This window comes from Actinomadura scrupuli (assembly GCF_050971785.1).
Classification (GTDB): Bacteria; Actinomycetota; Actinomycetes; order Streptosporangiales; family Streptosporangiaceae; genus Actinomadura_E; species Actinomadura_E scrupuli.
Genome location: NZ_JBPCCU010000001.1, coordinates 661,176 through 685,619 on the forward strand (window position 1 = coordinate 661,176; position 24,444 = coordinate 685,619).

The 24,444-nt window shown below is 72.4% G+C and carries 16 protein-coding genes; 11 read left to right on the forward strand and 5 right to left on the reverse strand.

Features of this window, described 5'->3' with window-relative positions; genetic code table 11:
- Window positions 1-182: 182 nt before the first annotated feature.
- Together ACRYCC_RS03020 and ACRYCC_RS03025 are read right to left on the reverse strand one after the other, a co-directional pair.
- The gene (locus ACRYCC_RS03020) at window positions 183-1,280 is read right to left on the reverse strand and encodes an Rv3169 family protein (RefSeq protein WP_433808415.1); all 1,098 of its coding nucleotides are present in this window, start codon (window positions 1,278-1,280) and stop codon (window positions 183-185) included.
- Window positions 1,277-2,326: a phosphotransferase family protein gene (locus tag ACRYCC_RS03025; RefSeq protein ID WP_433808417.1), complete on the reverse strand. Its 1,050-nt coding sequence runs from the start codon at window positions 2,324-2,326 to the stop codon at window positions 1,277-1,279. The genes ACRYCC_RS03020 and ACRYCC_RS03025 overlap by 4 nt, the downstream gene beginning before the upstream one ends.
- Window positions 2,327-2,473: 147 nt before the next feature.
- Between ACRYCC_RS03025 and ACRYCC_RS03030 the strand changes: the two genes are divergently transcribed.
- The 3 genes from ACRYCC_RS03030 (at window position 2,474) to ACRYCC_RS03040 (ending at window position 4,690) form a co-directional block, all read left to right on the forward strand.
- A complete protein-coding gene (locus ACRYCC_RS03030; protein WP_433808419.1) occupies window positions 2,474-3,274 on the forward strand; it encodes an SDR family NAD(P)-dependent oxidoreductase in 801 nt (266 codons plus the stop codon).
- A 96-nt stretch (window positions 3,275-3,370) separates the two neighbouring features.
- Window positions 3,371-4,012, forward strand: a complete 642-nt coding sequence (locus ACRYCC_RS03035; protein ID WP_433808421.1) for an MBL fold metallo-hydrolase — start codon at window positions 3,371-3,373, stop codon at window positions 4,010-4,012.
- Window positions 4,013-4,036: 24 nt separating this feature from the next.
- Window positions 4,037-4,690: an HAD family hydrolase gene (locus ACRYCC_RS03040; RefSeq protein ID WP_433808423.1), complete on the forward strand. Its 654-nt coding sequence runs from the start codon at window positions 4,037-4,039 to the stop codon at window positions 4,688-4,690.
- 110 nt (window positions 4,691-4,800) lie between these two features.
- Here the strand turns inward: ACRYCC_RS03040 and ACRYCC_RS03045 are convergent, their stop codons facing one another.
- The gene (locus ACRYCC_RS03045; protein WP_433808425.1) at window positions 4,801-8,040 is read right to left on the reverse strand and encodes a hypothetical protein; all 3,240 of its coding nucleotides are present in this window, start codon (window positions 8,038-8,040) and stop codon (window positions 4,801-4,803) included.
- A gap of 261 nt (window positions 8,041-8,301) precedes the next feature.
- On the opposite strand from ACRYCC_RS03045, the gene ACRYCC_RS03050 reads away from it, so the two are divergent.
- Window positions 8,302-8,577 (forward strand): isoamylase early set domain-containing protein, encoded by a 276-nt coding sequence (locus tag ACRYCC_RS03050; protein ID WP_433808427.1) that lies wholly within the window; start codon window positions 8,302-8,304, stop codon window positions 8,575-8,577.
- A 105-nt stretch (window positions 8,578-8,682) separates the two neighbouring features.
- On the opposite strand, the gene lysX is transcribed toward ACRYCC_RS03050, so the two are convergent.
- On the reverse strand, window positions 8,683-11,943 hold the full coding sequence (gene lysX, locus ACRYCC_RS03055; protein WP_433808429.1) for a bifunctional lysylphosphatidylglycerol synthetase/lysine--tRNA ligase LysX: 3,261 nt from the start codon (window positions 11,941-11,943) through the stop codon (window positions 8,683-8,685).
- Window positions 11,944-12,101: 158 nt separating this feature from the next.
- On the opposite strand from lysX, the gene ACRYCC_RS03060 reads away from it, so the two are divergent.
- The 4 genes from ACRYCC_RS03060 to ACRYCC_RS03075 all read left to right on the forward strand — a co-directional run bounded on the left by ACRYCC_RS03060 (window position 12,102) and on the right by ACRYCC_RS03075 (window position 19,409).
- Complete coding sequence (locus ACRYCC_RS03060) at window positions 12,102-13,877, forward strand: serine/threonine-protein kinase (protein ID WP_433808431.1); 1,776 nt, start codon at window positions 12,102-12,104, stop codon at window positions 13,875-13,877.
- Between the two features lie 102 nt (window positions 13,878-13,979).
- Window positions 13,980-15,731, forward strand: a complete 1,752-nt coding sequence (locus ACRYCC_RS03065; RefSeq protein ID WP_433808433.1) for a serine/threonine-protein kinase — start codon at window positions 13,980-13,982, stop codon at window positions 15,729-15,731.
- 52 nt (window positions 15,732-15,783) lie between these two features.
- Window positions 15,784-17,481, forward strand: a complete 1,698-nt coding sequence (locus ACRYCC_RS03070) for a serine/threonine-protein kinase (RefSeq protein ID WP_433808435.1) — start codon at window positions 15,784-15,786, stop codon at window positions 17,479-17,481.
- Between the two features lie 113 nt (window positions 17,482-17,594).
- Complete coding sequence (locus tag ACRYCC_RS03075) at window positions 17,595-19,409, forward strand: serine/threonine-protein kinase (protein ID WP_433808437.1); 1,815 nt, start codon at window positions 17,595-17,597, stop codon at window positions 19,407-19,409.
- Window positions 19,410-19,429: 20 nt separating this feature from the next.
- On the opposite strand, the gene ACRYCC_RS03080 is transcribed toward ACRYCC_RS03075, so the two are convergent.
- On the reverse strand, window positions 19,430-20,557 hold the full coding sequence (locus tag ACRYCC_RS03080) for an alpha/beta hydrolase (protein WP_433808439.1): 1,128 nt from the start codon (window positions 20,555-20,557) through the stop codon (window positions 19,430-19,432).
- A gap of 197 nt (window positions 20,558-20,754) precedes the next feature.
- Here ACRYCC_RS03080 and ACRYCC_RS03085 point away from each other — a divergent pair, with 197 nt between their 5' ends.
- The 3 genes from ACRYCC_RS03085 (at window position 20,755) to ACRYCC_RS03095 (ending at window position 24,306) form a co-directional block, all read left to right on the forward strand.
- Complete coding sequence (locus ACRYCC_RS03085) at window positions 20,755-21,504, forward strand: response regulator (protein ID WP_433808441.1); 750 nt, start codon at window positions 20,755-20,757, stop codon at window positions 21,502-21,504.
- Between the two features lie 104 nt (window positions 21,505-21,608).
- Window positions 21,609-23,081, forward strand: a complete 1,473-nt coding sequence (locus tag ACRYCC_RS03090) for a polysaccharide biosynthesis protein (RefSeq protein WP_433808443.1) — start codon at window positions 21,609-21,611, stop codon at window positions 23,079-23,081.
- A 1-nt stretch (window position 23,082) separates the two neighbouring features.
- Window positions 23,083-24,306, forward strand: a complete 1,224-nt coding sequence (locus ACRYCC_RS03095; protein WP_433808445.1) for a glycosyltransferase — start codon at window positions 23,083-23,085, stop codon at window positions 24,304-24,306.
- The last annotated feature ends 138 nt before the right edge of the window (window positions 24,307-24,444 follow it).

Sequence of the window (24,444 nt, forward strand, 5' to 3'; positions counted from 1 at the left end):
ACACCGCCATCAAGGCGCTCCTCGCCGTCGAGCGAAGCGAGGCCATGAGCACTGCGAGGGGCGCGGCGGTGTCTGGACTGAGGAGCGCGCGCAGCGAGGTACGAGCGAGCACGCGACGAGGGAAGACACCGCCTCAAAGGCGCCCCGAGCCGCCGAGCGGAGCGAGGCCGAAAAAGAGAGAGTCAGCCGGGGTTCTCGGGGCCGAGGGAGGGGTGCGGGCCGAGCGCCCAGTACTCGAACAGGCCGTAACCGACCTGGCCGTCGTACTCGAACCGGCCGACGGCGTCGACCAGGCCCCACATCCGGGCGGCGTCCTCGTCCCGGCCGGTGTCGTAGGTGACGCCCTGCACCTTGAGCTCCGGGCCCTGGTACATCCCGTGCTTCCAGTCCGGCTCCAGCCCGTACCCGGTGCCGACCATCAGGTGCACCGGCAGGATCGGCGTGGCCTGCACCTCGAAGGGCTTGCCGCCCGGCGGGCTGAAGGAGAGCGTCGCGGTGACGACCTCGCGGGTGCCCGCCACGTACTCGGGCCGGTACTCCGGGCGGCCGAGGTACTCCGGCTCGCGCGCCGGGTCGGGCCACACCCGTACCGCCTCCTCCAGGACCCGGCGCCCCTTCTCGTCCTCCTGGATGATGCACAGGATCGAGTGGTCCTCGAACTGGATGGGGGTGTAGAGCCAGTAGAACGTGCCGGCGTTCTTGACCTGGATGCCGGGCGGCTCGGACTCGCCGACCGGGCGGATGCCCCAGGAGCGGTCCCGGGTGCCCCACCAGTGGTCCGGGGTGACCTCGATCGTCTCGCCGTCGACGGTGATGGAGCCGGTCCAGCGGCCGGTCTGCGCCATCCGCTTGGAGTCGAAGACCACCCGTTCCTGCCAGCGCAGGTAGTGCTGCGGTTCCACCTGGGCGGGGATCGAGCCCTCCCAGGTCAGGTCGAAGGACAGCCCGTGCTCGTTGTCCGCCAGCACCACCCGGAGCCGTTTGAGCCCCTCGATGACCTCGATCCGGAACGGCCCGATCTCGGTGTTCATGCGGTCCGCGCCCAGCTCGCGGGAGGCGCGTACGACCTTGTGGACGGGGCCCTTGCGGACCACGGCGAACGCGTCGGTGACCCCCAGGTTGGGATACTGCCCCACCCCGACGATCAGCATCAGCTCGTCCGAGCAGGGGTGGCAGTTGAAGTAGTACCGGTCGTAGAAGTTCCGGTCTGAGGTACCCACATGCCGCATGACCTCCGGCACCTGGTGGATCGGGTAGTCGTCCAGCGGGGACAGGGTCATCGCAGGCCTTCCATGATCTTCGCCAGGAGCTGTGAGCAGTTGTTGTTGTGGGGGAAGTCGCTGTCCGGCTCGATCATCCCGAAGTCGATCATCGCCTGGCCGACTCTGGACATGATCACGGTGAACTTGAAGCCGGACAACACCTCGTAGTAGGCCATGTCCCGCATCGGGCGGCCGAGCAGTTCCGCGTACCTCGTCACGGTCTCCTCGGGCGAGGGGAAGCCCTCCAGCCGGGGCACGTAGAGGCCCTCGGAATGGTGCCGGTCCAGGAACAGGAACCAGGCCAGGTCCTCCTCGGGCTGGCCGAGCACGGCGACCTCCCAGTCGAGCACCGCCCGCGGTACGCCCCCGTGGAAGATGATGTTGCCGATGCGGGAGTCGCCCCACAGCGCCACCGGCTCGGGCTCGGCCGGCCGGTGGGCCTTCAGCCAGGCCAGTGCCTCCAGCGCGACGTCCTTCGGCCCCGGATAGGCCCAGTGCAGGTAGTGCTCGTAGTAGCCGAGCCGCTGGCCCAGCCCGGTCGGCCCCCAGCGCGGCTGGTCGAGGAACTCCAGGCCGAGGGCCTTGTGGTCCAGCCGGTGCAGCCGGGCCATGATCTCCAGCGAGTTCCACCACATGGCGGCCCGCTCCTCCGCGGAGATCTCGGTGACCCAGCCGCCCTGGTGGTAGGGCGGCATGTCCGTCGGCACCTTGCCGTCGATCCGGCCCATCACGAAGAACGGCGCGCCGAGCGCCTCCGCCGAGGGCTCGTACCAGCGGATGGGCGGCACCGGGATGTCCGTCCGCTCCGCGAGGATCCGCATCAGCCGGTACTCCTCCTCGAATCGCGGCTCGGGGAAGATCTGGTAGTGGTGCGGGGCGACCCGGGCCACCAGCGCCTCCTTGCCGCCCTCGTGCTCGGCGTCGAAGAGCAGTGTCTCGTTGGAGAACCCGTTCGTCGCCGGGGTCTGCAGGTGGGTGATCCGTGCTCCGGGCAGGTGCCGGCCGAGCCATGCGGTGAGAACCGTGCGAGTGACCTCGGGATCGCGCTGGTCGGGTACGGGCATGCGCCGCCTCCTTGCGCCTTTGTGCACTCTGAAAGTGAAACGTGTTCTATCAACGGGGGTCGGCGGCGTCAATGGTCCAGCCGATCAAGCGCTCGCTGGGTGCCGCGGCCCCTGGCCACCGGGCCCACGGCACGCCACGATGGGGCGGTGATCCGATGCGATGACCGGGTGGTGCTCGTCACCGGGGCGGCGAAGGGGATCGGGGCCGCCACCGCCGGTCTCTTCGCGGCCGCGGGCGCCTCGCTGGCGCTGTGCGATCGTGACCCGCCGTCCGGCACCGCCGACGCGGCGGCGATGCTCGGCTGCCCGGTGCTGGCGGCCACCCTGGACGTACGCGACGACACCGCCGTCCGGCACTTCACCGAAGCCGTCGAGGACCGGTTCGGCCGGGTGGACGTGCTGGTCAACAACGCGGGCGGCACCTTCCACGCCCCCTTCCTCGAGGTCTCCGGCAAGGGGGAGGCCACCCTGATCGAGGAGAACTTCACCCAGGTCACCCGGCTCATCCGGCTGCTGGTCCCACTCATGCCCGCCGGTGGGTCGATCGTCAACATCACCTCCTCCGAGGCCCATCAGGCCGCGCCGGGCTTCGCGGTCTACGCCGCGATGAAGGCCGCGGTGGAGTCGCTGACCCGTACCCTCGCGCTCGAACTCGCACCCCGCGGCCTGCGGGTCAACGCCATCGCGCCGGACGCCCTGCCCACCGGCGGCGAGCAGGCCGTACGCGACCAGATGCTCGCCGATCAGGTCTCGGCCGGCCGGACGCCCACCGGGTACGAGCCCGTACGGCTGCCGCCGCTCGGCTTCCTGGGATCACCGGACGACGCGGCCGGCGCGGTGCTCTTCCTCGCCTCGGATCTGGCCCGGTTCGTCACTGGTGAGACCCTCCACGTCGACGGCGGCATCTGGGCCGCCGGCGGCTGGCGGCGTACCCTCGATCCGCCCTGACCGGTCAGTGCCGGGGCTGTGACCTGGCCCGATTGCCGTCGCCCGGCGGCGGGGCCGCGCATCGGGACGGCCGGAGGCGCATGCGACCATCGAAGGATGCGGCTCACCAAACTGGGACACGCCTGCGTACGGCTCGACAAGGACGACCGGACCCTGGTCGTCGATCCCGGCGCGCTCACGCCCGAACAGGACGCGTTCGAGGGCGCCGACGCGGTGCTGATCACCCACGAGCACTTCGACCACTTCGAGGCCGGCCGGCTCCGCCGGGCCGTCCGCGACGACCCGGACCTGGAGGTGCTGACCTGCGGGGCCGTCGCCGCCGGCCTGGCCGATCTGGGCGGCCGGGTGCGGACGGTCGGCGACGGGGACTCGGTGACGGTCGCCGGCTTCGAGATCGCGGTCCTCGGGCGGAAACACGAGATCGTCCACCCCGACCTGCCACCGGTCGAGAACGTGGGGTTCCTCGTCGACGGCCAGGTCTTCCACCCGGGCGACGCGTTCACCGTCCCGCCGGTCGCGGTGCCGACGCTGCTGACGCCGACCAGCGCACCCTGGATGAAAGTCACCGACATGTACGCTTACCTGCGCGAGCTGGAGCCGGCCCGGGCGTACTCCATCCACGACGGGCTGCTCAACGACGCCGGTCTGAAGCTCGTCGACTCGGCCCTCGCCGGCGAGGCCGAGCGGACCGGCAAGGACTACCGGCGCCTGCGGCCGGGCGAGTTCATCGACGTGTAGGCGCAGCGAACGGGAGGCCGGGCAATGCGGATCGAGGCGGTCTTCTTCGACATCGGCGAGACGCTCGTCAACGAGGGCGAGATCTACGGCCGGTGGGCGGACTGGCTGGGCGTGCCCCGGCACACCTTCCTCACCAAGCTGGGCGCCGTGCTCGCCACCGGCGGCACCGCCTTCGACCTCTTCGAGCACTTCCGGCCGGGCTTCGACCTGGCCGCGGAGGAGGGACGCCGCCGTGCGGCCGGGGTGCCCAACGGCTTCGGCGCCGCCGACCTCTATCCGGACGCGCGCGACTGCCTCGGCGCCCTCCGGGCCCAGGGCCTGTTCGTGGGGGTGGCGGGCAACCAGCCGGTGGAGGCCGCCGAGCAGTTCGCGGCGCTCGGCCTGGAGACCGATGTGCTGGGCATCTCCGACATCTGGCAGCTGCACAAGCCGTCCCCGGAGTTCTTCGCCCGCTGCGCGAAGGAGGCCGGTCTCGCGCCGGAGCGGATCCTGTACGTGGGGGACCGGATCGACAACGACGTCCGGCCCGCACTGGCCTCCGGCATGCAGGCCGCCTTCCTCCGGCGCGGACCCTGGGGGCACATCCAGCAGGACGACGAGGCCCTGGCGCGCTGCCGGTTCCGCCTCGACGACCTGGCCGGGCTGCCCGCCCTCGTAGCCGCGCACAACGCCCGCTGAGCCTCGGCGGCCGCAGGATCGTCCAGTCCAGTCCAGTCCAGGCCGGGCCGCACCGCGTCCCGGCCCGCGGACATGGATGAGCGTGTGTTCGGCCAGTCCGCGGCGGACGGTCAGGACTCGCCGGCGCGGAACGCCTTCAGGGCGTAGCGGAGCCGTGCGGTGGTGAGCAGGTCCTCGTCCTCGGGGCAGTCCAGCACCGTCCGGGCGTACATGATCAGCTGTTCGTCGCCGAGCGACTGGCCGCTCTCGGCGAGGTGCTGGATCAGCTGGACCAGCTCGTCGCGTTTGTACTCGACGATCGACCGGCCCGGCCGGACCGGCAGATCCCCTCGGGCCGGGTCGGCGGCGGGCTCGGGGCTCGGCGCCGTCTCGAGGACCGTGACGGGGGACGGACCGGAGGAGCCGACGGCCGGCCCGAGACGCGCCTGGAGCGCGTCGTACAGGGTCGCCGACGGCCCGACCGCCTCGCGGAGCCCGTCCGGCAGGTTCGCCACGGAGGGCTCCCCGGCGCCGTTCACGGAGAGCTCCGTGGCGGCGGCCGGGCCCGGGCCCATGATGATCACACGTCCGGCGAGCCAGAGCAGGAACAACGCCTCCACCGGCTCGGCGGCACCCTCGTCCACGATGACGACGTCGAAGGAGTCCGCCCGGCGCGGAACCGTCTCGGGCACCTGCCACAGCGGCACCACCAGTGCGGGGAGGGTGTCCAGGCTCACCGAGCCGGGGCTCGCGGTCATGCGGGACAGGGACCAGCCCCAGGCCTGCCCGGCGGTGTACTCCGCGAAGATCGAGGCCTGCCGGTCGGCCGTCTCCTGGAGCGACTCGCCGAGCTGACGCTCCAGGTCCGACTGCGGCCGGTTGCGCAGCGACACCGAGGCGTACGCCCAGCTCCAGGCCTGCTCCCAGGTCTCCAGCCGGCCGGTCCAGACCGGGTCGTCGGGGTGTTCGGCCAGCAGCGAGGCCAGCTGGGGGTGCACCGCGCGGACCCGGGCCAGCAGTTCCTCGCAGCGGGCCTGTGCCAGCCGCTCCTCGGGGGCCTCGGCCAGCGCGGCCACGGAGCGCCGGTAGGCGGCGGCGTCGCGGGCGGTGATGGCCGAGACGGCCTCGGTCAGCTCGGGCGGGGGCGGGCCCTTGCGCACCTCGAGCTCCAGGGCGTCCTGCAGCGCCGTCACCGCGGCGGTGGCCCGGACGGCCGCCAGCCGGAGCCGTGCGCCGCCCAGCGCCGCCGTGTAGGCCCGCCACTCGGCCGGGTTGCTCAGCGGCACCTGCAGGCCCGCGCCGAACAGCACGGCCGACGTCTCGCCGACCGCGGCGAGCGCCGTACGGACCTGGCCGAGCCGCCGGTAGGCCTGGCTGAACAGCGCGACCGAGTGGGCCAGCGGCAGGCCGGTGGGAAAGGTGACACCGGCGAGCTGCCAGCCGTGTGACAGCGCCTGGCAGGCGGCCATGCACTCCAGCCCGGCGATCACGATGTCGAGCAGCTCGGCGGTGACCGGCGCGGCGCCGTCCACGGAGGCTCCGTTGAGCAGCGGCTCGGCGTTCTTCTGTACCGACGGGCGCAGCGGCCCGCGGCGCAGCCCGCCGCCCGCGGCGAGGTAGTCGCGCAGCTCCCGCAGGGTGGGCAGCACGGTGCTCGGCTCCACCGGGGGCAGCGCCAGCCGGTGGTCGCCGACCCTGCGCAGGGCCCGGTCGGCGGCGCCCGCCTGCATGGCGAGATCGGAGACGTGCTCCCACGCCGAGGGGCGCCGGGACAGGCCGTCCCGCAGGGCCCGCACCGGCCAGTCGGCGGGATCCCACTGCTGCGGGTCCGCCGGCAGGCCCAGCTCGCCCAGCGCGCTCTGCACCGCCGTCGCGCAGGCGTCCAGCCTGCTCAGCATGGCGGGGTCGCACTCGACGAGCCGCGCGGACAGGTCCGAGGCCGACCGCCCGGCACGCTCCAGTGCGGTCCGCTCGGTCTCGATCAGCGTCTGGACCCGCTCGGCGTCCGGCAGCGCCGCCGGGTCGGGGAGCAGCTGGCCGGTGCGGGCGGCGCGTTCCGGAGTCCGGTCGGCCAGCAGGCCGAGCAGCTCGGCGGCCTCGTCCGCCGTGAGCGGCGGGCTCGGCGGGATCGGCTCGTCGGCGGGCAGCCAGGCGAACCTGTCCGCCAGGTCCGCCACGCGCCGGGTGAGCTCGGTCAGCGTGCCCTTGTATCCGGGCGCGAGGTCGTAGGTCTCCTCCTCGTGCAGCGACTCGAGCCGCTCGCGCAGGTCCCTCTCGATGCCCTTGACGGTGGCCAGCCGCGACTCCTGCTCGGTCAGCACCTGCCGATGCCGTTCGGGGTCGTGCGCGGTGAACCGGTCGGCGAGCATGGCCAGGCTCTGCCGGGCGGTGGCGGGGGTGGCGACCAGCGGCGCGATCTCGGCCGGCAGCTCCGCCGTCAGGTCCGCGGCGGCCGAGCCGGTCACCAGCACGCGGTGGCCGCGGGCGAGCAGCGCCACCAGCAGCTCGGAGACGGCGCGCGGGCTGCGGTCCGCCACCTGGGCGAGGTTGCGCTGCGGCGGGCCCGTGACGAAGCGGGCGAACCCGGTGGGGACCTCGGCGCCGTGACCGATCAGCTCGGTGAGCATGGCGTCGTAGTAGTCCATCGTCGTGGTGTGGTCGCGCTTGCGCAGCACCAGCGCGGGGGCGAGCCGCACCCGCGACGCGCCGCCCGCCGTCTGGTCGTCGGCCCAGTCCTCGCGGAACCCGACGGTGCCGTCCTCGAAGGCCAGCGCGCACCACTTGCGCAGCACGTCGGCGGCGGAGTTCTGCAGGCCGTAGCCCCGCCCGGACCGCACCGCGTCGCGGACCCAGTCCGTGCGGGCCGGGCGGAACCCGGCCAGGCCCTCCAGCAGCTCGCGGTCGGTGATGACGACGGGCCGGTCGACCAGCAGCACGTCGGCGCGTTCGGTCTGCGGGTCGACCACGATCTCGACGGGAGTGGTCAGCAGGTGGTTGCGCACCCGTACCCCGTCGGTGGACTGCCAGGTCAGCAGACCGGTCGCCAGCACCAGCTCGTACTCGTGGCCGACCTGGCCGGCCAGGGTGCGCAGCGTGCGGTACCAGCGGCGCAGCCCGAGCCAGCCGTCGAACTCCTCCAGCGCGGCCGGCGGGGTGATCGGGATGACCGGGACGCTGAACAGCACGTCGCCGGCGGCCGCGTCGGTCTCGACATAGACCTCACCGGGCAGCTCGGAGAGCCAGTGGACCGCCTCGTACGCGGCGACGTCCCGCACGGTCTCGCGGCGCGCCCGGGTCAGCTCACGGAGGTACCGGATCAGCTGCACCGTCGTTGCGAAGACCGTGTCCTCAGCGTCGGCGCCAGCTAGCACAGCGACTCCCCCCTCCGCCTCTATTCATCTCATGCGGCGGCCAGGTCCCATACTGAAATCCGCGGGAAACACCGCGCAAGTTCCCGGACATGCCCACAGTTCGGCCGGACATGCCCCGGTCTGCACCGGACAGGTCACGAGCAGGTGAGGACCGGCCCCGGCGCTGGGACGTGAATTCTTCGTTACGGGTAATGATCTCTCGTGAGATGTGCTGGGACGGACGGGAAACTGGGAGTTCGCACCCTATCGGGAGAGATGTGGATGATCAGACGTTCGCCCTTGTTCGGTCGCAAGACACGGGTCACCTTCAGCATCACGGAGGACCAGCCGCCCGGCGTGGTCAGCGTGGTGGGTGACTTCAACGGATGGGAGCCCGGCCGGCACGAGCTGGTCAGGCGGCGGAACGGCACGCGCAGTGTCTCGGTGACCCTCACCCCCGGCGTGCACCGGTTCCGTTATCTCGGCACCGGCGGGATCTGGTTCGACGAGGACCAGGCCGATCGCGTCGACACCGAGGGCTGCCTCCTCGAACTCTGATCGCCGGGAGCCTCACCCCGGCGCGCTCCGTGCCACCGTGGTCGTGCAGTCCGGGCCCAGGCCGACTGGACGGCCACGGTGGTGGAGCGGGCGGTGGCGGAACGGTCAGCCGCCCGGGCGGACCAGCGGGAAGGCGATGGTCTCCCGGATGGTCCGGCCGGTGAGAGTGATCAGCAGCCGGTCGATCCCCATGCCCAGGCCGCCCGCGGGCGGCATCGCGTACTCCAGGGCGCGCAGGAAGTCCTCGTCCAGCTCCATGGCCTCCGCGTCGCCGCCCGCGGCCAGCAGGGACTGCTCGGTCAGCCGCCGCCGCTGGAGCACGGGATCGGTCAGCTCGGAGTAGGCGGTGCCGAGCTCCAGGCCGAACACGATGAGGTCCCACTTCTCGGCGAGCCGGGGGTCCTTACGGTGCGGGCGGGTCAGCGGCGAGGTCTCGGCGGGGTAGTCGCGGACGAACGTCGGGAACATCAGCGTGCTCTCGACCAGCTCCTCGAAGAGCTCCTGGACGAGCCTGCCCTGGCCCCACTCGGGGTCGAACTTCAGCCCGGTCCGGTCGGCGTGCTTCTGCACGCTCGACACCGGGGTGTCCGGGGTGACGGTCTCGCCGATGGCCTGCGACACCGAGCCGTACACGGTGATCTCGTCCCACGGCTGCGCGAGGTCGTGCTCCACGCCGTCGTGCACCACCACCGTGGTGCCCAGCGCGGCCCGCGCGGCGTCCACCACCAGGCTGCGGGTCAGCGCGGCCATGGTGTCGTAGTTGCCGTACGGCTCGTACGCCTCCAGCATCGTGAACTCGGGATTGTGCCGCGGGGAGACGCCCTCGTTGCGGAAGTTGCGGTTGAGCTCGAAGACCTTGCCGACACCGCCGACCAGCAGCCGCTTGAGGTACAGCTCGGGGGCGATCCGCAGGTACAGCTCCATGTTGTACGCATTGATCTTGGTGGTGAAGGGCCGGGCGGTGGCGCCACCGTGGACCGGCTGCAGCATCGGGGTCTCGACCTCGAGGTAGCCGCGCCCGCGCAGGTTCTCGCGGATCGAGGCCACCGCCTCGCCGCGCGCCCGGATCATCCGCCGCGAGTCGTCGTTGACGATCAGGTCGACGTACCGCTGCCGGATCCGGGTCTCGTCCGATATGCCGCTGCGGGTGTTCGGCAGCGGCCGCAGGCACTTGGCGGTCAGCGTCCAGGAGGTCGCCAGCACCGACAGCTCGCCGGTCCGGGAGGTGATGACCTCGCCGACCACTCCCACCTGGTCGCCCAGGTCGATGAAGGACTTCCAGGCCCGGAGGGCGTCCGCGCCGACCTGGTCTGCGGCCAGCATGATCTGCAGCTCGCCGGTCTCGTCCCGCAGCTGCGCGAAGCACAGCCGGCCGTGCTGGCGGGCCAGCACCACGCGTCCCGCGATCCGGACCACGGTGCCGGTGCGGGTGTCGGGCGGCGTCGCGCCCAGCCGCGCCCGGATGTCGTGGGCGTGGTCGGTCCGGTCGAAGCCGATCGGGTAGGGGTCGATGCCGGCGGCGCGCAGGTCGTCGAGCTTGGCGTGCCGCACGCGCTCCTGCTCCGACAGCCGCGGCACGGGAGTCCTCGCCGCGTCGACCGTTTCCTCCATCGCCTCGATGGCCGCGATCAGCTGCGGCGACGGGGCGGCGCGGGCGGCCAGCTTCGGCTTGGTGAGCGTCGGCAGGTAGCCCTCCACCCGGGCGGCGGCCAGCGCGATCCGGATCGCGTCCCGCGACTGCGCGAAGCACACGAACCGCGGCTTCCACGTCGGCTGGTACTTGGCGTTGGCCAGGTACAGCGACTCGAGCTGCCAGAACCTCGACGCGGCCGACAGCAGGCCGTAGGCCATCCGCAGGATCGGGCCGGCGCCGATCTGCGAGCCCCGCTCGAACACCGAGCGCAGCACCGCGAAGTTCAGCGACAGCCGGGTGACGCCGACGGTGGCCGCGTTCTCGGCCAGCTTGGCGACCATGAACTCGTTGAGGCCGTTCTCCGCCGCCCGGTCCCTGCGCATCAGGTCCAGCGACAGCCCGGCCCGGCCCCACGGCACGAAGCTCAGCATCCCGCGCAGCGCGCCGGAGGCGTCGAAGGCCTCCACCATCACGCACCGGCCGTCCGCCGGGTCGCCCAGCCGGCTCAGCGCCATCGAGAAGCCGCGCTCGGCCGCGCCGTCCCGCCACCGGTCGGCGTGCGCGATCAGGCCGGCCATCTCCTCCGGCGAGATCTGGGCGTGCCGCCGGATCCGGACGGTGTAGCCCGCCCGCTCGATCCGCCGCACCGCCTGGCGCACCTGGCGCATGTCGCGGCCGTCCAGGTTGAACTCGCTCAGGTCCAGGATGGCCTCGTCGCCGAGCTCGAGGGCGTCCATGCCGTGCCGCCCGTAGGCCAGCGCGCCCCGCTCCCCGACGCTCATCACCCCGGGGATCCAGGCGTGCGCGTAGCACTCGGCCAGCCAGGCCTCGATCGCGCCGTCCCAGGCCTCCGGGTCGCCGAGCGGGTCACCGCTGGCCAGGCAGACCGGCCCGTCCACCCGGTAGGCGATCGCCGCCTTGCCATTCGGGGCCACGATGACGTCCTTGTCACGGCGCAGTGCGAAATAGCCCAGCGAGTCGTTCTCGCCGTATTTCGCGAGCAATGCCCGGGCGGGCAGTTCTTCCTCCGGGGTGAGAACCGCCTCACCCCGCCCGGGGCGGAACAACGCCCAGACGGTGATGAGCAGCAGCCCGCTGCCCATCACGCCCAGGCTGAAGTCCACCCAGGTCGGCACCGAGACGTCGATCGGCTTGCCCTTGATCCCGGCGCCGACGAGCGTCTGCAGCGCCACGTAGACCGGGTGGGTCCAGAAGTCGCCCTTGGGGTTCCGGTCGCCGAGGGTGACGATGACCGTGCCGATGATGCCGTTGGTGAGGAGCAGGCCGGTGAAGACCAGCAGTGCGAGCCGCCGGTTGGCCCGGTCGGGCAGAGTGGAGAACTCGTCCCGGCCGGCCATCAGCAAGGTGAGGGCGGATCCATAACCGATGAATGCGATCCACTCACCGGTACCGCCGTACTGTGTGAGTCCGACCAGGGTGACGAGGGTGTAGAACGCGAAGAGAATGACCAGGATGCGCCAGGCGGCCCTCTTGCGCCGCCGCACACCCATGGACAGCAAGACCAGGAACAGCCCGTAGGGAAGACTCGCCGACCAACCGAGGTAGTTGATCCAGTGAAGCAGCCAGACACCATCGATCTCTTCGATGAGCTCTGACGACATCCACGTCAAAATCGACACCACACCGGACAGCCGGACGTACCAAAAGAAAGTGGTCGGTACGGCCTGGATCAGGCGCTGCCATGCGCCGGACAGTCCGCTGTGTGTCGTCATCCCGCCCCCGAGTCGAGTTCAGTCCTTCCCACCTTTGTACCGACTCTCACTGCCGGAACATGGCAATCGAGAGGATGGCCTCGTCGGGTACTGGGGGAGTGACCTGGAGCCCGTAGGCTACGTTCAAGGTTGCACGCAATGTCGAGACGGTCACAAATATGCCAAATGAGTCGACTCCGGATGATCACGCATCCGGCCCCGAGATCACGCTTGACGACGGGGGTCGACTGCTCGCCCGACGGTACCGCCTGGGCGCCCAGGTGGGCAGGGGCGGCATGGGCACGGTCTGGCAGGCCTACGACGAGGTCCTCGGCCGTGACGTCGCCGTCAAAGAGGTCATCTTCCCGTACGGCCTGACCGACGAAGAGCGCGACACCCAGTACAAACGCACCTTCCGGGAGGCCCGCACGGCCGCCCGGCTGGCACATCCCGGTGTCGTGACGGTCTATGACGTCGTCGAGGAGGACGGCCGCCCGTGGATCATCATGGAGCTGATCCGGGCCCGCTCCCTCGACAAGGTGATCAAAAAGGACGGCCCGCTGCCCTGGCGCCGCGCCGCCGACGTCGGGCGGCAGATGCTCGGCGCGCTGCACGCCGCGCACGAGGCCGGCGTCCTGCACCGTGACGTGAAGCCGAGCAACGTGCTGCTGGCCGCGGGCGACCGGGCGGTGCTCACCGACTTCGGCATCGCCACCTCGGTGGGCGACACCACCCTCACCACCACCGGCCTGGTGATGGGCTCACCCGCCTACATCGCGCCCGAGCGGGCCCGCGGCCGCACCACCGGGCCCGCCTCCGACCTGTGGTCGCTGGGCGTCGCGATGTACGCGATGGTGGACGGGAAGTCGCCGTTCGAGCGGTCCGAGCCGATGGCCTCGCTGGTGGCCATCATCTCCGACGACCCGGCGTGGACGGCCGCCGCCGGGCCGCTGTGGCCGGTCATCGAAGGGCTCCTGCACAAGGACCCCGACCAGCGGATGACGGCGCACGAGGCCGGGCTGGTGCTCGACGACATCGTCCGCAACGACTCCGTCACCGACGACGGCACCCTCCGGCTCCCGGTCGCCCCGCGGCCCGCGCGGAGCGTCCCGGCGGCGGAGCCGGCGCCGGATCCGCCGGAGGGGGAGACCTCCGCGCTGGCCGGGAAGCGTCCGGCCCGGCTCCGGAAGCTCGCCGCGAAGCGGGCTTCCGCTCCCCGCCCGGAGGAACAGCCCGTCGCGCTGGCCGAGCAGGCACCGCTCACCGAGCAGGCCCCGCCCACCGGGAACGCGGCCGTCCTCGAGCCCACCACGGCGACGCCGGACCGCTGGTCCGGCCCGCCCGTCCGCACGCGGCTGGTGTGGGGAGCCGCGGTGCTGGTCGCCATCATCGGGCTCGGCTGGGCCATCTTCGCCCTGTCGTCCGGCGATCCCCGGAGCACGGCCAAACTCCCGGAGAAGCCCGCGAACAGCCCGGCCGCGACTCCCACGCCCAGTGAGAGCCCGGTTCCGCCGGGGTTCAGGCGTTACACCGGCGACGGCTTCTCCACCGTCGTGCCCTCGGACTGGGACGGCCCGAGCCACCACACCGACACGCCCGGGGTCCTCTGGGAGGGGCCGAACTCCCGGCTGATCCTCCGCGCGCTGCCCGGCGGCGCCACCAGCGCGCTGGAGACGATGAAGGCCAGGAAGCCGGAGGCGCTGGCCGGCAAGGCGGGCTTCACGATCCTCAAGCTCGGAGCGGCGGCCGAACCCGGCGCGGATCCCACCGGGACGAAGGCCGCGGACCTGGTGTACGAGTGGAACTCCAACGGCGGCCGCAAGCACGTGCTCGACCGCACCGTGGTGGTGGACGGGCGGGCGTACGGGCTGACGGTGCTGCTCCCGATCGGCTCCTGGCAGCAGGATCTGGACCACCTGAAGCCGGTCTTCACCTTTTTCAAGCCCACCACCTGAGCCGCGCTTTTGCTTGATCACGCAATCGTTCCAGGATTAACTGCATGATCGCGCTATAAGGGGGGATCAGGCGGATTGCGTATGTCGACTGGTGGGGAGGGCGTGGGTCGGTTGTTGGCCGGGAGGTATCGGTTGCTGGCCCAGGTGGGCCGAGGCGGCATGGGTTCGGTCTGGCACGCCCGTGACGAGGTGCTCGACCGTGACGTCGCCGTCAAGGAAGTCCTGGTCCACCCCGGGCTCGGGGACGCCGAGCGCGAGGTGCTGCAGGAGCGCACCAAGCGGGAGGCGCGGGCCACCGCACGGCTGAGCCACCCCGGCGTGGTCACGGTCTACGACGTCGTCGAGGAGGACGGCCGCCCGTGGATCATCATGGAGCTGGTCCGGGCCCGTTCCCTGGACCGGGTGATCAAGAAGGACGGCCCGCTGCCCTGGCGGCGCGCCGCCGAGGTGGGCCGCCAGGTGCTCGGCGCGCTGCACGCCGCGCACGAGGCCGGGATCCTGCACCGTGACGTGAAGCCGAGCAACGTGCTGCTGGCCGCGGGCGACCGGGCGGTGCTCACCGACTTCGGCATCGCCACCTCGGCCGGTGACGCCACGCTGACCAGCACCGGGCTCCTGATGGGCTCGCCGAGCTACGTCGCCCCGGAGCGGGCCCGTGGCCGCCCCGCCGGGCCCGCCTCCGACCTGTGGTCGCTGGGCGTCACCTTCTACGCGATGGTGGACGGGAAGTCACCGTTCGAGCGGTCCGAGCCGATGGCCTCGCTGGTGGCCATCATCTCCGACGACCCGGCGTGGACGGCCGCCGCCGGGCCGCTGTGGCCGGTCATCGAAGGGCTCCTGGACAAGGATCCCGACCGGCGGCTGACGGCCTACCAGGCCGGCCAGATGCTCGACGGGCTCCTCCTCGGCGACCTGGACCAGCCCGACGCGACCCGCCCGGTACCGCTCCCGGCGCAGTCCCCCGCCGCCGGCGACCCGCCCGCCGCCGGCGAGCCTCCCGCCGCGGAGGACCTGCCCGCGGCCGGCGGACCGTCCGCGGACCCGGCCGTCCCGGTCGCCTCGCACGTCCCCGCCCCCGCCTCCCGCCCGGCGGCCGTACAGCCGGGCCCCGACGACGCCACCAAGTCCTCCGACGCCGTCATGGCGTACGACCTGGGAGAGCCCACGGTCGGCTCGCGCGAACGGGCCGCCCGCCGGCCCGTGCTGTGGGCGGCGGCCGCGCTGGTCGGCGTGCTCGCCCTCGGCGGCGTCGCGCTCGCCCTGACCTCGAACGACGGCGGCGGGAAGCCGTCCTCCGCGCCGCGTTCGGCGACGACCTCCGCGGCCGGCTCGCCGAAGGCCTCCGCCAGTACGCTCGCGAAGACCTCGCCCCCGGCCACGTCGGCGGCGGTGCCCGCCGGCTTCAAGAGCCACAAGGACTCCTCCGGCTACTCCGTCCTCGTGCCCAAGGGCTGGAGCGGCCCCGAGCGCAAGTCCGGCGGGGACTTCTTCTACTCGCCGGACCGCAGCAGCTACCTGCAGATCGACCAGACCTCCGATCCCAACCCGAGCGCCCTCAAGGACTGGAAGGACCAGGAGTCCAGCGTGGCCGGCCGGTTCGCCGGTTACAAGCGCATACGGCTCGGACCGGCCACCGAGGGCGGCCCGATCGCCGATCCGACCGGCGCCAAGGCCGCGGACTGGGAGTACACCTGGCAGTCCGGGCCGGGACGCAAGCACGTGCTGAGCCGTGGCCTCGTCATGAACGGTCACGGGTATGCCATCGTCATCGCGGCGCCGGACGACGAATGGGACAAGACCCGCGCGCAGCTCGCCCCCGTCTTCGCCGATTTCCGGCCCGCGTCCACATCCTGATCCCGGGTGGTGCGTTGCCGATCCGTTAGCTGGAGTCGGTAGGGTCGCGCGCGTGTCAGAAGGTGCGGGGAGGGTGCTGGCCGGACGTTACCGGCTGCTGTCGCATGTCGGTCAGGGCGGCATGGGCACGGTCTGGTGCGCGCGGGACGAACTGCTCGACCGAGACGTCGCGGTCAAAGAGGTTCTTATCGACCGCTGGCTGAGCGACGCCGACCGCGGCGTACTGCACGAGCGCACCAAGCGTGAGGCGCGGGCCACCGCACGGCTCAACCACCCCGGCATCGTGACCGTCCACGACGTCATCGAGGAGGACGGGCGGCCCTGGATCGTCATGGAGTTCGTCCGGGCCCGCTCGCTGCAGGAGATCATCGACGCGGACGGCCCGCTGCCGCCCGCGCAGGTGGCGGCGATCGGCCGGCAGCTCGTCGGCGCGCTCCGTACCGCCCACGCCGCGGGCATCCTGCACCGCGACGTGAAGCCGGCCAACGTCCTGCTGCTGCGCGAGGACCACGAGGACCGGGCCGTCCTCACCGACTTCGGGATCGCCCAGGTCGAGGGCGACACCACGCTGACCCAGACCGGGCTGGTCATGGGCTCGCCCGCCTACATCGCCCCGGAGCGGGCCAAGGGCGAGCGTGCCACCCCCGCCACCGACCTGTGGGCCCTCGGCGCGACCCTCTACGCCGCCTGCGACGGGCGGCCGCCGCACGAGCGCACCGACGCGATGGCGACGCTGGCCGCGGTGCTGACCGTGGACGCGCCGCCGCCCCGCGCCGGCGGGTCGCTCACCCCGGTCCTGCTGGGGCTGCTCGACCGCGACCCCGGGCGGCGGCTGACGGCCGAGGCGGCGCTGGACCAGCTCACCGGCGTCGTCACCGAGACGCGCACCCGGCCGGTGCCGAGCGTCCCGACCGCGGCGGCGACGTGGGCCGAGGCGCCCGCCGGATCGCGTACCCAGACCAGGCCCGACGACCGGCGAGACACCTCGGATCCGCCGCCCTGGCAGCCGCACACGGTGGTGTCCGCGCACGGCGGGTTCCGGGAGCATCCCGGACACCAGCCGCCCGGTGGCCTCCCGCCGAACGCCCCGAGCGCACCGTCCGCGCCGGGCCGGCCGGGGCGGGGGATCAATTCCGGTCTGCTGGCCGCTGTCGGCCTGCTCGCGGTCGCGGTGATCGTCCTGGTGGGGTTCGTGGCGTTCCACCCCCAGAGCGGTGCGAAGCCGTCCGCCAGTCCCTCGGTGCAGTCCGCCGGCGCGCAGCCCGGCGGAAGCACGACACCCCGCCCGACGAGCCCGACGAGTGCCGCCGCGCACCGGCCGCCCCCGGGCCTGCACACCGTGACCGGTCCCGGTTACTCGCTCGACGTGCCCACCGGCTGGGCGCGCAGCACGAGCGGCAACAGCGTCATCTGGCGCGATCCGGCCACCGGCGCGTTCGTCCAGGTGGACCGCACGGGCTGGACGGGAGATCCGTACGCGCACTGGGAGGCCTGGGAGCCGCGGGCCATCGCCGACGGTGCGCTCCGCTCCTACCAGCGGGTCGCGCTGAACCGGGTGACCGGGGCCGGCTACGACGCGGCGGACCTCGAGTTCACCTACCTCACCAAGGGAGGCACCGCGATGCACGCGGTGGACCGCGGCGTGCAGGCCGGCGGCCGGTCGTACGCGGTCTTCGTCTCCATTCCGGTCGCCCAGTGGACGTCCCGCAGCCAGAATGTCGACAATTTCCTCGATTCATTCCATCCGTAGGGACGATGATTGAACCGCTGGGCCGTCTCGCGCGTCCCACGTAGGCACTCGCACGGCAGACGGCTACGGGGTTCGTCTGGTCAGTTGTCCATCGTCCGGGGGACCATAACGTCATGACGCAGGATCAGGGTCGGCTGCTCGGTCATCGGTACCGGCTCGTGGCGGCGGTGGGACGGGGCGGCATGGGGACCGTCTGGCGCGCCTACGACGAGACCCTCGACCGCGAGGTCGCGATCAAAGAGGTGCTGCTCCCGCCGGGGCTCAGCCCGGCCGAGCGCGAGGTGCTCTACCAGCGGACGTTCCGGGAGGCCCGCGCCTCCGCGCGGCTGAGCCACCCGGGTGTGGTGACCGTGCACGACGTCCTCAGCGAGGACGACCGGCCGTGGATCGTCATGGAGCTGGTGCGGGCCCGGTCGCTGCAGGACGTGATCGACGACGACGGGCCGGTCGCCCCGCGCACCGCCGCCGACATCGGCCGGCAGGTGCTGGCCGCGCTCAGCCATGCGCACCGGGCCGGCATCCTGCACCGCGACGTCAAGCCGAGCAACGTCCTGATCACCGATGACGGCCGCGCGGTGCTGACCGACTTCGGCATCGCCCAGGTCGAGGGGGACGCGGCGCTCACCCAGACCGGCCTGGTGATGGGGTCGCCCGCCTACATCCCGCCGGAGCGGGTGCAGGGAGAGCGTGCGGTGCCCGCCTCGGACCTGTGGGCGCTCGGCGCGACCCTGTACGCCGCGGTCGAGGGCAAGGCGCCCTACGAGCGCTCGGACGCGATGGCCGCACTGGCCGCCGCGCTCACCGAGGAGGTGCCGCCGCCCCGCAACGCCGGCTCGTTGCGCCGGGTCCTCGACGGTCTGCTGACGCGCAGCCCGGCCCAGCGGATGACGGCGGAGACCGCGATGCCGCTGCTGATCGAGGTGGCCGGCGAGCGGGTGGTCCCGCCGCGCGGTGCCCCCGCCGCGGACGCGACGATGATGGACCGGCCGCCCGCCGGGCCCGCCTCGGGCGCGCTGGAGACCGTGCTGGACTCGGCCGCGATCGAGCGGGCCGTACGCGACAGCGCGGCGGGCCAGGGCATGGTGCGGCCCGCGACGTTCCGTCCCCGGGACGGTGCGGACCCGGGCCGGGGAGCGGGAGGGCCCGCGACGTCCCGTCCCCAGGAGCCCGCCCGGCGGCCGGAGGCCGAGCAGCGCACCGAGATCCAGCCGGACTGGCAACCGCCCGAGCACGGCTCCTGGCAGCCCGCCGAGCACGACTCCTGGCAGCTGCCCGGCTCCACCCACCCGCCGGGGTACGAGCCGTACCAGCCGCACCGGCAGCGGCCGCCCCGCCGCACCAGGACCGTGGTGCTCGTGCTCCTCGCGGCCATCGTGGTGGCGGCCTCGCTGATCGCGGGCGCCGTCATCCTCAAGAACAGGGCCTCGGCGAGCGGCTCCTCCGGTTCCTCCGGCAACAGCGCGATCTCCGGGGGTGGCCAGGCGGTGCCGGCCGGGTACCACCTCCAGCAGGAGAACGGCTACCTCGTCGCCGTGCCGGCGGACTGGCGGCGAGAGCAGCGGACCGACGGGGTGTTCTTCCACGCTCCCGACGGCACCACCCTCCTGCAGATCGGCCAGACGCCCTGGTCGGTGAGCACGGTCTCCGCGCAGGCGGCCACCTCGGACGAGTCGTTCGCCCAGCGCACGAACGTCTTCCCCGGCTACACCAGGCAGGAGATCAGGGACCCGGTCGCGTACAAGGGCACCCAGGCCGCGGACCTGGAGTTCACCTACACCGACTCGCACGGTGGCCCGGCGCACGCGGTGGACCGGTTCGTGAAGCTGGACGACAGGCCGTACGCCATCTACTTCCGCAGCCTGGAGAAGGACTGGGCCGGCTCGCAGGCCACCCTGACCGCCATCTACGACAGCTTCCGGGTCGCCTAGCCGGCGCGCGGCGCGGGCGGCTACCCGGCCCGGAGGTGCTGGCTCATCCACTCCAGCACGGAGGGGAAGACCTCGCCGTAGGTCTGGTAGTTGTGGCCGCCCGATCTGAGGATGAGCGTGTCGAGCTGCATCGGCGGCCGGACCAGCGGGATGAACTGCTTGGCCTGCGGGTAGGACCGCTCGCCGCGCTCAGCCGAGGTGATCAGCAGGGAGATCGGCGGCGCCGGCAGGTGCTGGATCCGCCAGATCAGGTCGTTCTCGTTACGGACGGTCGGGCTGCCGCCCCACAGGTCGCCGGTGGTCATGTCCTTGATGGCGCGGAAGTGGCCGGACATGTTGACCGCCGCGGAGTAGCGGTCGGGGTACATCATGGCGATCTTCGCGGCGCAGTACCCGCCGGTCGAGTCGCCCATGATGCCCCAGCCGTTGCGGTCGGCGGCCACCCGGTAGGAGCCGGCCAGCGCCTCCGGCACGTCCTGCCCGAAATAGGTGGCGGCCTTGGGTCCGGCCGGCACGTCGGTGCACTCGGTGTCACGGGGCGGCGCCACCGTAGGAGTGATCATCACGTAGATGGCCGGGGCGAGAGCGCCCGCGGCGACGCCCTTGTGCACGAACTCCGGCAGCTTGAGCCGGGTGATGAGGCTCTTCGTGCTGCCGGGGTAGCCGGTGAGCATGATCGCGACGGGGAACCGGCGCTTCTGGAAGCGCTGCTGGAAGTACTCCGGCGGCAGCAGCACGTACGCGTGCTGGGTGAAGCCGGTCCGCGCGCCGGGGATGCTGATGTTCTCGAGCTGACCGTACTTCGCCGGATCCTTGCTGCGGTCGCCGTCGACCAGCCCGGACAACGACCTGCCCAGCGGGTTGGCCGGGCTCACGGTGCCGCCGCGGTCGTTATGCGTGACCTGGGCGTTCTCCTGCTGGGTGCCGAGCAGCTCGCCCCAGCTGCCGTAGAACAGGAAGTAGGAGTTGATGGCGGCCACCAGGGCCAGGGTCAGCGTCACCTGGCTGCCGAGGATCAGGGCGATCCGGGAGAGCACCGGCCGGACCCCCCGGGCGGCGAAACGGGGCCACAGCAGGACCGTGGCCGCCGTGACACCGACGGCGGCCAGGAACAGCAGGCTGATGAGACCTGTGCTCGTCAGTTCCACAGGGCACCTTTCACTACCGTGTCCGTCCTCTCCGGGACGAACCTGACCGACCCCCCGGCCGGCGCCAGGATGACCCTCACCCCTATAAGAGGCCGCGAGACGCCAAAGGGTTGCTCGGAGGGAGCGCGATCCATGGGGTGTTCGTCATCCTCTGTTTGCGGGATCCGCTCGACGCGTGGAGCGGGGATCCTGCGGACATGCAGCCTACTCATCAGCAGCCCACCAGGGTGCTCATCGTGGACGACCACGCGCTGTTCGCGGAGGCGCTGGCGGCACGGCTGAGCCGCGAGCCGGATCTGGTGATCCTGCCCGTCGCGGGCGACGTGCGCCGCGCGCTCGCCCTGATCAGGACGGAACGGCCCACGGTGGTGATGCTGGATCTGAGGCTCGGCGCGGAGAACGGCCTTGACGTGCTCGACCACATCCGGGATGGATACCCCGACGTCAGGGTGGTGATTCTCACTGCCACCAGAGGCGTCGACGCCATCGTGCAGGCGGTCCGCCACGGTGCCGTCGGCTGGCTCTCCAAGACCGAGGGCGCCGACCTGGTGGCCCGGGTGGTGCGCAGTGCGGCCCGGCGGGGCGGCTGGATTCCACCGGACCTGCTCGGCGAGGTGCTGCGCCGGCTGGCACCGGAGAACCCAGAGCCGGCCACCGGGCCGCAGCGGCTGGCCGAGCTCACTCCGCGCGAGCGGGAGGTGCTGCAGTGCATGGTCGACGGGCAGAGCCGGGCCGAGATCGCCGCCTGGCTGGGAATGTCGGCCAACACCGTGCGCACGCACACCCAGAACCTGCTCGCCAAGCTGGACACCCACTCGGCGCTGGAGGCCATCACGCTCGCGATGCGCTCTGGCATGCGCCCCTCGGGTCCAGGGGATCACCCGGGTTCCCGGGGATCGCTGACACTTCCCGAAGATCCTCCCCCCTCGTCGAAGCGGGCGCCATAGGACACGCCCTCCCTGCCCATCAAATGACGTAGCCGCCCATCGTCTCGTTGGGCGATTTGGCGTTGAGTTCCGGTTCCTACGCTCGGCCCAACGGAGACCAGGGGGTGGCCGTGCTGAGATTCGCGCGGCGCCGTGCGCGCGAGACCGATCCCCCCGGCGTCCCGACTCTGATGATCGGAGCGGGGTCGACGGGGCGGGTTCTCGCACAGGCGCTGCTCGCCGACCCGCGACGGATGCGGCCGATCGGTTTCCTCGACGCCGACTCCCCGCACGAGAGGGTCTGCGGCCTGCCGTTGCTCGGCGGGCCCGAGGACATCGCCGAGGTCGCGGCGCGCACCGGGGCGCGGGCCGTGGTGCTGGCGCACCCGGCGATGTCCAGGGAGGACGTGGCCGAGCTGGCCGGCCGGGCGTGGGCGGCCGGTCTGTCGCTGCGCTGGCTGCCGGCCTGCCCCGAGCACGGACGGCGGGGCGTACGGATCCAGGATCTGCGCGAGATCCGGCTCTCCTGGGTGATCGGCCGGGACGAGGTCAGCGTGGCGGGCTCGCGGGCCGGGCGGCTGATCGAGGGCCGGCGGGTGCTGGTCACCGGCGCGTCCGGCACGGTCGGGGCCGCCCTGTCCCGGGAGATCGCCCGGCTGGGGCCGGCCGGCCTCTGGCTGCTCGACCAGGACGCCGGGCGACTGGATCTGGTGCAGCGGGAGATCGCGGGGTCGCGGCAGGTGGCGGCCGACCTGCGCGACCGGGAACGCCTGACGCGGGTGTTCGACGAGATCCGGCCCGAGCTGGTCTTCCATCTGGCGGGCCGGTCCAAGCTGGCGCCGCTGGAGGCCGATCCCTGCGAGGCCGTCCGGACCAACGTGCGGACCGCCCACCACATGGTCGAGTCGGCGGTACGGCTCGGGACGCAGCGGTTCGTGCTGGTGTCCACGGACAAGGCGGCCGACCCCGCCTCGGTGCTGGGAGCCACCAAGCGGCTCGCCGAGATGGTGCTGCAGACCGCCGCGGGCGGCCCCACCTGCTTCGCGACCGTACGGCTGGGAAACCTGATCGGGACGCCCGGCTCACTGCTGTCGGTGCTGGCCAGCCGGATCCCGCGCAACGAGACGGTCACCCTCGCCCATCCGGAGGTCGCCCGGCACTTCATGACGGTCGAGGAGGCGGCGGGGCTGGTGCTGGAGGCCGCCGCCCTCGCCGAGGAGGCCGAGACGTTCGTGCTGGACATGGGCGGTCCGGTGCCGGTCGTCGAGCTCGTGCACCGCTACGCGGAACAGCTGTGCCTCCCCGAGGTGACGATCCGGTTCAGCGGGCTCGGACCGGGGGAGAAGCTGGCCGAGAAGGTCTTCTCCGACGGCGAGCGGCAGGTCCGCACCGCGCATCCGAAGATCTGGGGGACCCGCCCGGCGCCGCTGCCGCCCGGTCTGCCCCGGCTGCTCGGCGCGCTATACGAGGCCGCCGACCGGGGGGACGACCCCGAGGTGCGCATCCTGCTGCGCCGGCTGCTGCCCGAATACCACCCGGTACGCCGGCCCGGGCCGACGTTCGCCCCCACCGGCACGACCGATCCAGAGGTCCTCTGAGGTGGCTCGCCTGCGGGTCGCCACAGTGATCGGCCGCCTCAGCGGGGGCGTCGGCAAGGTCGCGCTGTCCGGCGCGCTCGCCCTCGACCCCGCCGCGTACGAGGCGACGGTGGTGACCGGCGGGGGCGGCCGGGAGGACGCGGCGCCGAAGGGCGCGGGGAGCGCCGCGATCGCGGTCCCGGGGGATCTCACACCGCGGGCGCTCGCCGCCGGGATGAACGTCATCCGGGTGGCCGGGCTGGAGCCGCCCCTCTCGCCGCGCGGTGACCTGGCCGCGCTGCGCGCCCTGATCCGGGTGCTGGGCGAGGGCGGGTACGACGTCGTGCACACGCACAGTGCCAGGAGCGGGCTTCTCGGCCGGTTCGCCGCGGCCCGTACGGGCGTTCCCCGGATCGTGCACACCTGGCACGGGCTGCCCTTCCACGAGTCCCAGCCCTGGCCGCGCAGGCAGGTCTCACTCGGGCTGGAGCGGCTGGCGGCACGGCACACCGACGCGTTCCTGGCCGTCGGCTCGCAGACCGTCCTCGAGGCGGTGCGGCTCGGGCTGGCCGGGCCGGAGCGGATCAGGGAGTCCTGGCCGGCGGTCGACCTCACGGCGTTCGAACGGGCGGACGCCACCTGGGCGCAGGCCAGGCGGCGGCTCGATCTGCCGATCGGCGTCAAGGTCGTCGGATCGGTCGGCCGCCTCGTCCCGGGGAAGGGCCCCGACCTCTTCCTGCGGGCGCTGGCCCGGATGCCGGACGACGTGTTCGGGCTGTGGGCCGGCGACGGGCCGATGCGCGACCGGCTCGACCGGCTCACCACCAGGCTGGGGCTCACCGACCGGGTCCGGTGGCTGGGGCACCGCGACGACGTGGCCGAGGTGCTGCCCGCCTTCGACGTGATGGCGGTGACCAGCGGCTGGGAAGGCTCGCCGTCGGTGCTCGTCGAGGGGGTGGGCGCGGGCATCCCGCTCGTGGCGACCGCGGTGCCGGCCAACCACGACCTGGTGCAGCCGGGGGAGACGGGCCTGCTGGTGCCGGCCCGGCCGGTGCCGCTCGCCGAGGCGATCACCTGGATCCTGGAGCACCCGGTCGCCGCCCGGGCGATGACGGAGCGGGCCCGGGACCGGCTCGGTGAGCGGTATTCGCCGACGTTCCTCGGGGCCGTGCTGGACGACACCTACCGGGGGTCCTCGCGGCGGCCCCTGAACCGCTTACGCGGCCCGCTTCGGCACCTCGGGTGACGTTCACCGAATGTTATGGATACTTTTCGGTATTAAGGTCCTTTGGGATAAGTTTATAACTGTAGTACGACGCGCAAAAATAGGCTTTGGTTTACCGCCAACATAGCCGTGACCACATCCGGTCACGGTCGAATCTAT